Below are 14,949 nucleotides of genomic sequence, written 5' to 3' on the forward strand. Positions count from 1 at the left end.
CCACCGCAGGATATACTGTTTAAAACTCCGCCATATAAAAATTGCAGCAATTTTATATTTATCCGGGCATTACAAACAAGCAGTATAAGCTTGAGTTATTCGTCTGTATAATTCCGATTATTCTTCAACTATAACTATATATGCATCACCTGTTACAGTATTATCTTTTTTAAGGACTTTTATCTTATCTCCCTTTTTAAGCTCTGACGGATTTATTCTTTTATTGTTCTTTATAACCAAAGAATTTGTCAGAAGAACAAATTTACTGTCTTTGATGCTTACCCACAAATGCTTGGCTGCATCATAGTATTTGCAATTGCGCAGTGCTATCCCATCAGGCTGCTTGAGAATATTCCCGTCATCACCTGTTGTTCCTCCTGTCATTTCTGTAACCTCACCTGTAATGCTGTAGCTTCCATAAGGTGCAGTACTGATTTCAACTGCATTTGTGCCGTCGCTCAATATATATATCGTTCTGTCATAGAAGGTGCTTGCTCCGCTGTAGCTGCTAAAGTCCCCCTGACCGGCTATGCCATCTGTATCGGTGATTCTTGTATCTGCTGTTAAGTTAAATGTCATAGGTGTGTTTGCATAATTCCAGTTCACACCGTCCAACTTTGCATATGATTGAAGAGTAACGCTCTTGTATTCATCAATACTGCTGATTCTTCCCCTGTACAATTGAACAGCCTCTGTCCCCGGCCTGTTCTCTATTGAAACAACACCGGCCACAAGCTTACCCGTTTCAGAATCCCTGTTGGCCATAACATAAGCGTAGTCATCGGCTGTGACACTGCTTCCCTGTACAAGCCTTCCGTCCTTTACCACAATTGTACCGTTATCAAAGGAAATTCGCTCCAATGCTTTTCCCAGCGTAAAATTATTTGAGCTTGCGGTATTATATACCTTGTCATTGTATGCAACCTCTTTATCCAAGTCATCTATAAAGCTGGCTACCACACCATTTTCACCATTGCCGTAATCCTTTTCACTGGCAATATATACCGTAGTTCCGCTCAATAATGTATTCAAGGTTTTTGCAGCTCTTTCATTCCCGCCAAAGAACGCCTTAAAATTGTTTCCTACGGCAATTGTCATAAAAGGATCCGTAGTATTCTTCATCCACTGTCCCTTTGTCAAAACCCACGGATTACTGATCATAATCTTATTTGACAAATCATCATAGCTTTCAAATATTCCCTTGTATACATTTGCAACCAGCCTGTCTCCGCCCTCTATAACTATCTCTTTCAGCACTGAAATATTTGGAGCGTTATTCACTATAAGCTTTACCTTGTCACCATTTTTCAGCTGGCTTATCTTTGTGAGCTTTCCATCCTTGATTACATCAACTCCGTTTGTATTGAATATCAGCTGCTTTCCTTTTTCTGTTTCAACTGTAACAGAGCTTATTTTCATATTAACTATTTTACCATAGTATATGGAGTAATTGGGAACTCCGCTGATAGAAGATACTGCTCCCTCATCATCTATTCTGACAAATACTGTGTCACCCGGCTCAATATCGCTTAATTCCGCAGGCACATGGTTCTTGTAAACCTTAACATCATTGGGGTCTGCATAATTAAAGGTTCTGAGCGTTGATGCCTCCAGCGGTGTCTTGCCTGTTCCGTCTTCATTATAAAGAGTTAAATATCCGAGCTGAGGATTATTTTCCTCAACTATACCCGCAACCAATCCCTGTTCCCTTTCCTTTTTCACAGTTACAGGAGTTATCTCAACAATCATATCCTGATTTATTCCGATAATGACAACACTTCCGGGCTTAATAGACGAAACATCTACCTTGGACTTGGTCAGAGCATTTATAACACCGTTTGAATAGGATTTATTTTCATAGACAATACTTCCGTCAGAGTAGGTCTGCGGCTTCGGTTCTGATACCTCTTGATTCGGGTATTCGATTTCCTGCTTCAGAGGAGTGATATTAATTGACCGGGCTGCAGTATTTACACTGTTTATAATAGCAGCCTTATAGCCTATTTCCTTATTGCTTGAGAGTACACGGGCATAATATACCGTTTTGTCTTCTAAGCCTGCAATATATTCAATCCTGTCTCCTGTTGAAAGGCTGGAGGAATTAGTAATATTTCCGTTTTTGCATACCGGTATTTCCGTACGGGATGCCACCTGAGCATTTCCGGTAATTTCATTTGTAGTGGTTGTAGGCTTCTGATACTGCGCTTCTACTGATATTGAATCAAGAAGCCCGTCAGAATTACGGACGTAATATGTATTATAATCTATCTGATATCCCTTTGAGGTATCCTTCGTTGAGCGCTTTTCTTCTATTGTTGCAGTTCTTTTTTCCATACCCCGGAGGGGCAGAATAACATTTTCAGCATTTTTAAGAATCCTTGCAGCCTGTGAACGTGTAATAGCCTGATTCGGATTAAAATTGCCCTTCCCGTCACCGCTCATAATATTATTCTCAAGTATAGCTTCTATGTACGGCACATTTTCCGCCTTTGCACTTTTCCAATCAGAATAGCTGTTGAAAAGCTCCTGCTGATTATATACAGGAGGCAGCATCAATGCCTTTGCAAGCCATGTTGCAAACTCCTGTCTCGTTACGGAAGTGCTTCTTTTAAAAGCAGCCGCATCCAAGCCTGACTGGTCGGTTTGCAATGCATCGGCCAGATTCTGCAAGGTAATCAACCCGTCATTGGCTGCCAGCTGAAGGCTGCCATCATATAGAACGGCCTGAAGGCCTGTCTTTTTCTGTGCCGCAGTTCGCGCGTCATTTAGTGTCTGTCCCTGAGACGCAATGTCCTGTGCTCTGTTTGCCGCCATATAAACCAGATATAATGCCATTTCTTTTGAAATAGAACCGTTTGGATTAAATTTTGTACTTCCCGGAGATGGGAATATCCCCAGCGCACCATTTTGATAAACAGCATCCTTCAAATCATATTCAGCCTTACTTATATCCGTATACTTCAAATTATTTATCACTGCCTGTCCGTTTTTTGCGGAAGTATATACACCGGAAACCTGCTCATCCGATACGGCGGCATTAACAAAACCAATCTGAGAAATTAACGCCGTACAAAGAACTGCCGAGATAGTCTTAATAATTCCCTCTGATAATTTTTTGCCGGTATTGCTCAGGTCTGTATGCTTATTTTTTTGATTAGTCAGTTTTAAAAAAATCATATCCTAGGCCCCTATATAAAAATAATTATTTTGTACGATAATAGTATCGGCTGTTTTACAAGAATTTTGTATTAAAGTTTCATTACAAAATTTGCAGTGCACATATTCATCCATAACCGCATAGAATACATCAGTACTTTTGTCAGATAAACCTGCTTATGTCTATGTACGTTCCTGTATCAAAATCCTATTCATAAAAGAAAACAGCGGCTAAGAAATAGAATACCTTTATGTCCAAGCAAAGTTTTATTCTTTGTGAGCATCGAAAGGAAGGGTAATTTTATGCCTATAAATATATTTTCCAAGGCATCCAGAACACTTGATACTGTAACTAATGCCAAGAGCTATGGTGCGACAGGCAGCGGAACAACCGATGATTCAGCCGCAATTCAAAGTGCGGTAGATTATGTTTCTTCTATAGGCGGAGGAACAGTATTTATCCCAAGCGGAATATTTCTGGTAAGAAACTGCATCAGGTTAAGAAATAAGGTTAATCTATCAGGGCTTAAAGGAAGCAGTATTATAAAGATTGATGATACCTTCAAAGGGAACGGCTCACCTAATTCAATCTCCGTCTTTCCTAATGTCCTATGGAATGAACACAGCCAGAACACCTTTGACAGTGCCACCGCAGACAGCTTCACAATAAAAGACCTGACATTTATCCACTCTTCCAGCCTGTCAAGCCTGAATTCGATAATATTACTCAGAAATACCAATGGGGTGACCATAGACAGCTGTGAATTCAGCATGTCAGGAAAAGCTTCGGCACTTGCCGTATACGCTTATAGCTGTAATTATTATATGAGAATATGCAATAATAAAATTATAAATATGACCGGCGCTGATACCGGAGGTGGCATCTGGGTCAGCAATCTTACAAATATACCAGATGAAACCAACATGACATGCGATGTTTCTATTGAAGGCAACAGTTTCACAAGCAATAGCAGCGCAGAGAGCCTGGCAATATACGGACGGGATGGAATAATAAAAAATACGGCAGTATCCGGAAATAAGTTTCTGACATTAAAAAATAAAAGCAAACCTCAATCCAAAGTTTTCTCTATTTACGGAAGAACCTACTATACCGCATCCACAGGCACAGGAGTTGAGAATATTATCGTAGCAAATAATCTTTTTAATGTTGAAGAATTTGGAGCGGCCGTAATTGCGGTAGGAAGCTCAGTTTCATTAACAGATAAAATAAAGAATGTATTGATTGATTCAAATATTATAAATTTTAAAACAGAAATTCCCGATACCAATGCTACATGCATATTGGGATATGATACAGGCACTGCAGAGAATATCAAGGTGTCCAATAATATTATATCAAACACAGGAAATATACCTTGCAAATACGGCATCTACAAAATGTGGAACGTTGAGAGGAATCATGTTAAGGGTGCCTATGCAAAGGCATGCATCAGTGACTGTATAAATGCTGTTAATAATTATTTGTATGATAATATGCAGCCCAACAGTGCCGCAATTAAAAACTCATCCTATATATGCGGCAACGTTGTACAAAACTGCCTGAGAGGCATTTTGATTGATTATGAGGGAACGTATAATATACTTAATAATATAATTACCCTGTCAGATGCTGCTTCTGCAACCGGTATTTATATTGTGACCGCCCCATCCTCCTCAGTAATAAACGGAAACACCATATACACCGTTAATTCAGTTTCCTCTGCCTTTAACTTTACCATAGGGAAAATAACGATGCTTAACAATATGAAGTTCGGCACCGGTAAATATATATACAGCAACATAGTATTGGCCTATGCCAGCGGGAACAGGATAGATGACTCCGGCTTTGACACCTTTTACCCGGGGCAGATTCTTGATAATGAAATACAGGATGCCCTGCCTGTAGGACATGTATGCATGGACACCTCAACGGTGTCTCCCGCAATTGGCCGAAGAAAAATTTTGCCCGGAAACGGAGCAAATAAATGGCAGGTAATCAAAATGTAAATTGCGGCATAAAAGACTGAAATAAAAAAACTCCTTTCAGGTATTGCCGGACTTTGCGGACAGACTTCTGCAAATGCATTCCGATTTTACCAAAAAGGAGTTCTGTATATTTTCATTCTATTCCATTCTCTCAGGTGCGCTGATACTTAATAAATCCAATACATTTCTGATAACTGTTCTCGTGCAGTCAACAAGCATAAGTCTGGATTTCATCAGCTCCTCTTCCTCGCCCCTTACCTTGCAGGCATTATAGAAGCTGTGGAAGCAGGCAGCCACATCCTGAACATATCTTGTCAATCTGCTCGGTTCAAGAGTTTCAGCCGATATCCTCACCTCGTCAGGATATTCCGACAGCTTCTTGATCAGAACAAGCTCTTCATCAGCCTTGAGCAGTTCAAGCCTTACATCCTTTATATCCGGAACAGTCACACCCTCACTGGCTATAAGCTTCAGCATGCTGCAAATTCTTGCATGGGCATACTGCACATAGTAAACCGGATTTTCATTAGATTGCTTAGCCGCCAAATCAAGATCAAAATCCAAATGGCTTCCGGATGCTTTTGCATTAAAGAAAAATCTTACCGCATCGCGGCCTACTTCATCAACCAAATCCATAAGTGAAATAGACTTGCCTGTCCTTTTTGACATTCTTGCAACTTCACCGTTTCTATACAGTCGAACCAACTGGAACAGCACTACATCAAGCTTGTCCGGATTTATTCCGAGAGCCGCCATTGAGGCCTTCATTCTAGCCACATGTCCATGATGGTCAGCTCCCCAGAGATTTATTACCCAGTCAAAGCCTCTCGTTTCAAACTTATTTCTGTGGTAAGCTATATCTGCCGCAAAATACGTAGGTATTCCGTTATTTCTGACCAACACCTCATCCTTTTCACTGCCTATTACCGAGCCCTTTAACCATAATGCGCCGTCATGCTCTGCTGTACATCCCCTGTCCGTAAGAACCTTTAAGGTTTCAGCCACCTCGTTGCTCCTATGCAAGGTCTGCTCTGAAAACCACACATCAAATTCCACTCCGTAGCTGGCAAGGCCTTCTCTTATTGCTTTTAAATTTCTGGGAAGCGCATAGTCAACAAATACCTTCTTCCTTTGCTCGGAATCAGCATCTATATACTTATCTCCATAGGCTTTTACAAATTCTCTCATATGCTCGGTTATGTCCTCACCCTGATAACCGTCTTCAGGAAAAACGATTGCAGCTTCACCCTTAATCAGCTGAATATACCTTGCCTCAAGAGACTTTCCGAATTTTTCTATCTGATTTCCTGCATCATTAATCAAATATTCTCTCGTAACAGCATAACCTGCGGCATCAAGTACGCTGGCTATACAGTCTCCGAGTGCTCCTCCTCTTGCATTGCCCATATGCAGAGGCCCTGTAGGATTTGCGCTTACATACTCTACCATAACCTTTCTGCCGTTTCCTATATTTATGTGCCCGTAATCTCCCTTTTCCTCAGCGATGATATTCATGGTATCATACAAATACTGCCTGCTTAATGAAAAATTGATAAAGCCCGGTCCTGCACAATCCACCTCTTCAATGTAGGTTTCCCTTGTATCAATATTTTTTATTATTATCTCCGCTATTTGTCTTGGTGCTTTTCTTGCAATTTTGGTGATTTGCATTGCAACATTTGTTGAAAAATCGCCATATCCCTTTTCTCTTGGCACCTCAATTGAAACATCCTTAATCTCAAGCAAAGGCAATTCTTGATTTTTTATAGCCTTGGTAATAGAATTCAGCACAACCTCTTTAATTTGCTGGCGTATTTTCTCTGACATGTTTTTCATTTACAGCTCCTGCCTCTCTTATTTGCATATAAAAATTATTTTTCCCTGCCATCCTGTTATCAACCTCAATTTGATAACCCACACATACTTCTCCGCCTGCATCATTTATATCTATATTTATATTTTCTGTATAAACCCCTATGGTAAAGATTCCATACTCTGTTTCATATGAAGATACATGCTTCTGACCCTTTTGGAAAACAAACTGGGAATTGACCTTACCGAATCTCATAAGTGTAACAACACCTTCTCCTACCTTCAAGGTGGTAGTAGTACCAAGCATTCCTGTTACTTCACTTTCTTTATAGGTAATATAATAATTGCCGCCTTTTTGATAATACTTCCCCTCTGTTATAAGCTCGAGAGTATTTGTATCATTGCTAATGTCAATCTGAGTACCCTTTACGTTAATTATTACATCCTTGCTCATCGGGTTCCTCCTAAAATTCTACGTATTTAACATCTTCCTTCTCTGTGAATTAGTACTATAATAACATTTGATACCGATTAAAGTCAATTGCTCAACTTTCCCGCCTGAAAAGTGAAATCAACCCTTAACGGTTCTGATAACACCGGGGAAAAAGGAATATATATCTTTTAACGCCAAAACAAATAGAGCTGCTGCAACTCCAACTAACAGTTGAGTTTGCAGCAGCCCTGCAATATAAGAACTGCAATTTCTAAGCGAAAAACAGAGGATATTTCTTAGAAAGGCTTTTTATGCAGTTCTGGTATTGTCTTCGGCAAATCCGTTCATTCTTTCATCCGACAGCTTGTCCTTTCCCGATATTCCGGGCTCAGTCATAGACATAGTATCCAAAATAATTTTTAAACTCTCTTCATCCAATAAGCCTTCTTCAATAATAAGCTTTCTGACTGATTCTCCTGTATTAATAGCCTTTTTGGCAATTTCAGCCGCCTTGGCATATCCGACATAAGGACAAATAGCTGTTATTATTCCCACGCTATTGTCTACTAAAGCCTTGCAGTGCTCCCTGTTTGCAGTAATTCCTACTATACAGTTATCCACCAAAGTCTCAACAGCGTATGCTGTTGTTTCAATAGACTCGAAAAGCTTATAAAAAATAATAGGTTCAAAAGCATTCAACTCCAATTGCCCTGCTTCCGCTGCCATTGTTATAGTCATATCATTTCCAATGGCATTAAAGGCCACTTGATTTACAACCTCGGGTATTACAGGATTTACCTTTCCCGGCATGATTGAAGAACCGTTCTGCTTGGGAGGAAGATTTATTTCACCAAAGCCTGTCCTTGGCCCCGAAGACATAAGTCTTAAATCGTTTGCCATTTTAGACAGATTTACGCTGCAGCTTTTTATAATACCTGACGTAGCCACATATCCGTCTAAATTCTGCGTTGCATCAACCAAATCAAAGGCCTGCATCAAATCAAGTCCCGAGACCTTAACCAGATTCTGGACTACAAACTGCAAATACTGCTCGTCTGCATTCAGCCCGGTTCCTATGGCTGTACCTCCCAGATTAACATATTTCATCTCATCCTTTGCCCTTTGCATACGGGTTAAATCTCTTTTAATCGCTTCGCTGTATGCCCTGAACTCCTGACCAAGCCGAATGGGGACTGCATCCTGAAGCTGCGTCCTTCCCATCTTAATCACGTCATCAAATTCTATCGCCTTCTCGATTAACGCACCATGCAGACGCTTCAGCTGAACCTCCAGCTTTATCAGCAATTTATATGCTGTCATTTTCCCGCATGTGGGAAACACATCATTGGTAGATTGTCCATAGTTTACATGGTCATTAGGATTTACAATAGAATAATCGCCCTTTTTCCCGCCTAAAAGCTCAATTGCGCGATTGGCAATTACCTCGTTTGCATTCATATTGATAGAAGTACCGGCTCCGCCCTGTATCTGGTCTACGATAAATTGGTCCCTTAACTTTCCTGAAACTATTTCATCACAAGCCTTAACAATGGCATCCGTAACTTTTTTACTTATTAAACCCGCTTCACAGTTTGTGATAGCAGATGCTTTTTTGATTTCTACTATACTGACAATCATATCCTGATGCATCCTCAATCCTGTAATAGGAAAATTCTCCAATGCACGCAGGGACTGTACTCCGTAATAGGCATCTTCGGGTACTTGCTTTTCACCGATAGAATCTCTTTCTATCCGGTATTTAATAGTATCTGCCATATTAACCTCCCACGCCGAATTTTCGGCACAAAATTTTTGTAAAGACTTCGTGGAGGTACGCCGGTATTTTAGTAGCCGTACCTGAAGTCTTTCAAAGCTAACCTCCCACGCCGAGCTTCCGGCCAAAAATATCTTTTATCAAAGCTTTAAATATATTCCTATCGGAAAGCACTTAGCCGCTGTTCCCTCTACTTCAATATTTGTGAAAGGAAAAGCTTTGTACGGTCATGCTCAGGATTTTCAAAAATTTGTGCCGGCGGTCCCGACTCCACAATATTTCCCCCGTCAAAGAAAAGAACCCTGTCGGCAACCTCCTGTGCAAATTTCATCTCATGTGTTACAACAACCAAGGTTTTGTCAGAGCCTGCCAAGGTCTTCATAACATCAAGAACCTCTTTGATCATTTCAGGGTCAAGTGCCGATGTCGGCTCATCAAAAAGTATAATTTCCGGCTGCATCGCCAAGGTTCTTGCTATAGCCACACGCTGCTGCTGCCCTCCCGATAACTGTCCCGGATATTTTTTTGCCTGGTCATGAATTCCCACACGTTCCAACAGCTCCAACGCAATTTTCTCCGCCTTGCTCTTAGGCCACTTTCTGACCCATATAGGCGCAAGCGTTAAATTATCCAATATCGTCATATGAGGGAAAAGGTTGAACTGCTGAAATACCATACCGGTTTCTTTTCTTATCGCTTCTATATCAGAAACATTATCGGACAATCTTATACCGTTAACTGTAATTTCACCCTTCTGTATTTCCTCCAACGCATTAATTGTACGGATAAATGTTGATTTTCCCGATCCTGACGGCCCTATAATAACTATTACCTCTCCGCGCTTAACCTCCAATGAAACACCACGTAATACATGATGACTTCCAAACCACTTATTAACATCTTTGCATACTATAATAGATTCCTCATTGCCAGCACTTATAATTGCTTCTTTTTCAGTTGCCATTTGAATCTCCTTCCCGCACTAATTCTTACCATAGCTAGATGATATCTCCATGTGCTTGCTTATTTTAGACATTACTGTACATATAACAAAAAATATTGCCGCAACAAACAAGAACACTTCCATCTGCCTGCCTAAAAATTGAGGATTTGCGACAACCCTTTTAGCAATACCCAGTAAGTCCATCAAACTTACAATAGCTACAAGCGAAGTGTCCTTAAATACTTCTATCACACTGCCTACCAAAGCCGGCACCACACTTCTCAATGCCTGAGGCATGATAACAAAGGTCATTCTCTGCACATAATTCAGGCCAAGTGCCTGAGCTGCCTCATATTGTCCCTGCGGTATTATTTGCATGCCGCCTCGGACTGTTTCCGCAACATATGCGGCATTAAACAAGGTAAAGCCAATCATTACTCTTAGAACATTATTCAATTCCAAACCATTGCCAAGAAATAAAGGGAGCAGTAATTGTGCCGCAAACAGCACAGTTATCAATGGAACTCCGCGGATTACTTCAATATATATAATACTGAACCAGCGTACTACCACAAGCTTGCTCCGGCGGCCCAGTGCCAATAAAATACCGAGAGGAAATGAAAACACGATATCTACCACTGCAATAAGGACTGTCAGCAGGAATCCTCCCCAAAGGTTTGAATTAACATCCTTCATATTTCCCACACCGTTCAGGAGAATTAATATAACGGGAACAGATATAAGCCAGCCTGCAAGATGATATCTCTTTACAAAGCTAAATTTGTTTCCCATCCAAAAGCCTGCGAAAGTAAGCAAGATTTGAACAGCTGCCCATATCTTTGTTGCAATTGATGTAAACGGCAATAAAAGTATAATCGCAAATATGGCAACTATAGTAAAAGAAACTGTTTTAATAACCCCTCTTTTAACTCCCCACAGAACACCAAGTAAAAATACTGCTACAGACAATGACAGCCAGACCCTCCATACCTCAGAGGCCGTATATTGTCCAACCATTAAAATTTTCAGATTTGCAGGAATTACATCCCATTTTGCCGTAACAAATATAAATTTCAAAACAGCTTTAGCAATAAAAATTATTATTATTGCAAATAAGCAGGTTATTATTGCATTTATCCAACTTCCGAATAAATTTTTCTTCATCCAATCTATAATTTTCGATTTCTGCTGTAAAAAAGACATTTTAACCTCCATATCCTCTATTTACCTTTCCACCAGCTTGTAATAATTATTGAAGCAATTCATTAAGAATGATATTACCAAGCTGACTATCAAATAGATTGATGCCATCAAAATCATAATTTGTATAGACTGACCTGTTTGATTTATAATGGTATTTCCTATTGAAAATAAATCGGTATACCCAACTGCTATCGCCAATGTACTGTTTTTGAACAAATTTAAAAACTGGCTTGTCACCGAGGGTATTATTACACGGAAAGCTTGAGGAAGAATAACCAGACGCATAGTAGCTCCCTTTTTCATACCGAGTGCCTTTGTCGCTTCTATTTGTCCTTTAGGTACTGCCATTATACCTGCTCTTACTATTTCAGCTATAAAAGCGGAATGGTATATAAACAGTCCGCACAAAATGGAAGCAAACTCAGAGCTGAGAACATATCCGCCTTTAAATGCCAGCTTGTTTATCTCAGGGAGACTTAGCTGTACAGGCGGGCTGGATGTAACCGCATATGCCGCAATAACGGCAATTAAAACAACTCCTAAACTCCAAAGCATAGGATGCATGCTTTTTCCGGACTCAACCTGTTTTTTCAGCATCACCTTCCAGAATACTACCGCCGCTGCCAGACCAATCAAGAGGAAGATCAGCCATATACCCGAAGACTGGTTTGCTGTAAACCATGGTATTGCGGTTCCGCGATTGCTGAAAAAAATTATATTTTTAAAGTTTATATTTCTTTCAATGTGAGGAAATGGTAAAAATACTGCAAAATAAAGAATAAAAATTTGTATTAATAACGGAGTATTACGAATTATCTCCACATATCCGCCGGTAATTTTTTTAACCAGCCAGTTGCTTGACAGCCGTCCTATGCCTATAAACAATCCCAGAATTCCTGATATTACAATGCCAACCAAGCCTACCTTCAATGTATTAAACAAGCCTACCAGTAAAGCTCTTCCAAAATTATCAGACGGAGTATAATCAATCAATCTGTCATCAATTGAGAACCCTGCCGTTGAATTTAAAAAATCAAATCCCAGCTTTATACCAATTTTTTGAAGACCCCGGCTGGCATTTGAAATGAAGAACACAGCCAGCAGGATGAGAACAACTAAAAATGCCGCCTGAAGAATAATCGGAATTACCTTTTTATTCTTCCATAATGGGGTCGTAGTCTTTCTATTCATGCAAAGCATCACCTCCGAATACATTCAACCGGCTTCCGGTATGGCGGAATATGAGCAATAAGCTTAAGTGCTGCATATCGGATGCCGGCTGACTTGTTCGTTTTTATTTTTTCCCTCAAATTATCAGTTAAAAGGCGGTGAATACATCAAGCCTCCATCTGTCCATAATGCATTCAGACCACGGTCAAGTTTAAATGCAGAGCCTTTTCCCAAAGTTCTTTCATAAATTTCCCCGTAGTTTCCAACGCCCTTTATCAGGTTTACAACCCAATCATTGCTGAGGCCTAGATTCTTGCCCAAGTCTCCTTCTGCTCCAAGGAAGCTGCGAATTGAAGGATCATCCGACTTAAGCATTTCTTCAACATTAGCCTGTGTTATTCCCAATTCCTCTGCCTGCATCAGTGCATACACTGTCCATCGTGTCACATTGAACCATTCGTCATCCCCTGCCTTTATTGCAGGTGTCAAAGGCTCCTTTGACAAGGTTTCTTCAAGAATAACGTGATCGTCCTGCTTACTCATACCCGCAAGTCTTGAAACAAGTCCGGATTTATCTGATGTCCATGCATCTATGCTTCCTGCTTCATATGCGGATACAATTGAATCCTGATTTTCAAAAACTACTATATTTGCTTTTGCTCCTACCGCTGCCAGCTTTGTTGTCACATTTTTTTCGGTAGTTGTACCCTGTTCCACACCTATACGCATTCCGTCAAGATCCTTAAAGGTCTTAACGTTCTTGCTTTTCTGAACCATGATACCTTGTCCGTCATAAAAATCAGTCGGTAAGAATCTTATTCCCAGAGTTGTGTCTCTGGTAATACTCATTGTAGTTGCACGGCTTAAAATATCAATTTCTCCGGTTTGAAGAGCGGTAAATCTGGTTTGTCCTGTAACCGGCTTCATTTCAGCAGCATCTGGATCACCTAGAATTGCAGCGGCAAAGGCCTTACCGATTTCAATGTCAAAACCGCTGTAGCTTCCGTCTGTCTCCAAGAAGCCAAAACCTGGAAGAACAGTGTCACAACCGATATAAACCTTACCTCTGGCTTTTACCTTCTGAAGTATTGATTCACTGCTCTGTGTCTTTCCGCCGGATGCGTTACTCGTATCGCCCTGCTCTGTCGAACTGGAGCAGCCGGTAACTACCAATACACTTGCAACCAGCAGCATTGCTACCTTGCCTAAAGCTTTCGCCTTCAAGTATTTCCCCATTTTCTTTCCTCCTCAATTTTTTAAAAATAGTATAGTTATACATATACAAATGTATCCGCTATTCGTGTCTACTTGCTGTTCCTGCTGATAAAGCCGCAAAGTCTTTTTACACCTTCAAGCAGCTTGCCTTCCTCAGTCGCATAGGAAATGCGTATCATCCTTGCGGTTGTTTTTCCGAAAGTAGCTCCCGGAGCAACCGATACCTTCTCTTCATTAAGAAGCTTCACCGAAAAATCATCAGAGTCCATTCCTGTGCCCGAGATATCCACCATCATATAAAATGCACCCTTAGGATAATAAGCCTTAATACCTGCCTCTTGGAACAGGGCATATACCTTGTCCCTGCGCCCCTTATAGCTTAGCCTTGCCTTTTCAACAAAGTCCTGCGGTCCCAGTATCGCTTCCTCGTATGCTTTTTGTGCTACTGATGTTGCATTTCCTACCAACGTAATCATTATCTGGGACATTGATGCGGTAATATCCTTATTTGCTATGGCATATCCTATTCTCCAGCCTGTCATTGCATACTTCTTGGATGCAGCCATAATAGTAATTACTCTGCCGTCTGTGTCATATGTTTTTAATGACACATGCTTGCCGTCGAAAATTATAGAATCATAAACCTCGTCTGAAATAACATATAAATCATGCTTCTGAGCAAATTCAAGTATCCTTTTGACGGTTGCTTCATCATAGACAGCCCCGGTAGGATTTGAAGGAGAATTAACCATAATTGCCTTTGTCTTATCGGTTATCCTGCTCTCAAGCATGCTCCAGTTAGGAACAAACCCTGCTTCAGGCTCAAGCTCATAGCTGACCGGAGTAAGACCTTGTGCAATCAATATCATTTCATATACAGGCCATGCAGGATCAGGCATAAGAATTTCATCACCGTAATCTGCTATAGCCATAAGAGCTGCTGTTATTGCACACACTGCACCGGAAGTTACAATTATCTCGTTTATATCTACAGAAGTGTTATAATCCTTATTGAAATCTTCCTGAATAGCCTTTCTCAGCGTAATATAGCCTGGAACGGGCGTATATTTTGTAAAGCCCCCAAGTGCTGCTTTTGCTGCCGCCTCACTGATATTGGACGGTGTAATAAAATCCGGTTCTCCTGTTTCCAGACGAATTGCTTCAGGAATTGCAGAAGCTAAAGTTTGCAGCTTACGTATTCCCGACTCCGGCATTCTGTTTCTTTCAATAGATAGTTTCTTCAATTTGATCTCCTCC

The 14,949-nt window shown here is 40.5% G+C and carries 10 protein-coding genes; 1 reads left to right on the top strand and 9 read right to left on the bottom strand.

Annotation, left to right across the window (positions count from 1 at the left end; all coding sequences use genetic code 11):
* Positions 1–117: 117 nt before the first annotated feature.
* Positions 118–3,177, bottom strand: coding sequence for an S-layer homology domain-containing protein (locus tag LY28_RS03520; protein ID WP_110460790.1), 3,060 nt, complete (start codon positions 3,175–3,177; stop codon positions 118–120).
* Positions 3,178–3,459: 282 nt separating this feature from the next.
* Here LY28_RS03520 and LY28_RS03525 point away from each other — a divergent pair, with 282 nt between their 5' ends.
* Positions 3,460–5,163, top strand: a complete 1,704-nt coding sequence (locus LY28_RS03525) for a glycosyl hydrolase family 28-related protein (protein WP_110460791.1) — start codon at positions 3,460–3,462, stop codon at positions 5,161–5,163.
* 117 nt (positions 5,164–5,280) lie between these two features.
* Here the strand turns inward: LY28_RS03525 and argS are convergent, their stop codons facing one another.
* From argS to LY28_RS03565, 8 genes are all read right to left on the bottom strand, one after another.
* On the bottom strand, positions 5,281–6,978 hold the full coding sequence (gene argS / locus LY28_RS03530) for an arginine--tRNA ligase (RefSeq protein ID WP_110460792.1): 1,698 nt from the start codon (positions 6,976–6,978) through the stop codon (positions 5,281–5,283).
* The gene (locus tag LY28_RS03535) at positions 6,941–7,408 is read right to left on the bottom strand and encodes a YwiB family protein (protein WP_110460793.1); all 468 of its coding nucleotides are present in this window, start codon (positions 7,406–7,408) and stop codon (positions 6,941–6,943) included. Before LY28_RS03535 ends, argS begins: the two co-directional genes overlap by 38 nt.
* 288 nt (positions 7,409–7,696) lie before the next feature.
* The gene (locus LY28_RS03540; protein ID WP_110460794.1) at positions 7,697–9,163 is read right to left on the bottom strand and encodes an aspartate ammonia-lyase; all 1,467 of its coding nucleotides are present in this window, start codon (positions 9,161–9,163) and stop codon (positions 7,697–7,699) included.
* A 188-nt stretch (positions 9,164–9,351) separates the two neighbouring features.
* Complete coding sequence (locus tag LY28_RS03545; RefSeq protein WP_110460795.1) at positions 9,352–10,125, bottom strand: amino acid ABC transporter ATP-binding protein; 774 nt, start codon at positions 10,123–10,125, stop codon at positions 9,352–9,354.
* A gap of 18 nt (positions 10,126–10,143) precedes the next feature.
* The gene (locus LY28_RS03550) at positions 10,144–11,307 is read right to left on the bottom strand and encodes an amino acid ABC transporter permease (RefSeq protein WP_110460796.1); all 1,164 of its coding nucleotides are present in this window, start codon (positions 11,305–11,307) and stop codon (positions 10,144–10,146) included.
* A gap of 21 nt (positions 11,308–11,328) precedes the next feature.
* Complete coding sequence (locus tag LY28_RS03555; RefSeq protein ID WP_110460797.1) at positions 11,329–12,498, bottom strand: amino acid ABC transporter permease; 1,170 nt, start codon at positions 12,496–12,498, stop codon at positions 11,329–11,331.
* A gap of 123 nt (positions 12,499–12,621) precedes the next feature.
* Complete coding sequence (locus tag LY28_RS03560) at positions 12,622–13,713, bottom strand: amino acid ABC transporter substrate-binding protein (RefSeq protein WP_110460798.1); 1,092 nt, start codon at positions 13,711–13,713, stop codon at positions 12,622–12,624.
* 68 nt (positions 13,714–13,781) lie between these two features.
* Positions 13,782–14,936, bottom strand: a complete 1,155-nt coding sequence (locus LY28_RS03565) for a pyridoxal phosphate-dependent aminotransferase (RefSeq protein ID WP_110460799.1) — start codon at positions 14,934–14,936, stop codon at positions 13,782–13,784.
* Positions 14,937–14,949 lie beyond the last annotated feature (13 nt).

Origin of the sequence: Ruminiclostridium sufflavum DSM 19573 (assembly GCF_003208175.1) — a bacterium.
GTDB lineage: Bacteria > Bacillota > Clostridia > Acetivibrionales > DSM-1351 > Ruminiclostridium > Ruminiclostridium sufflavum.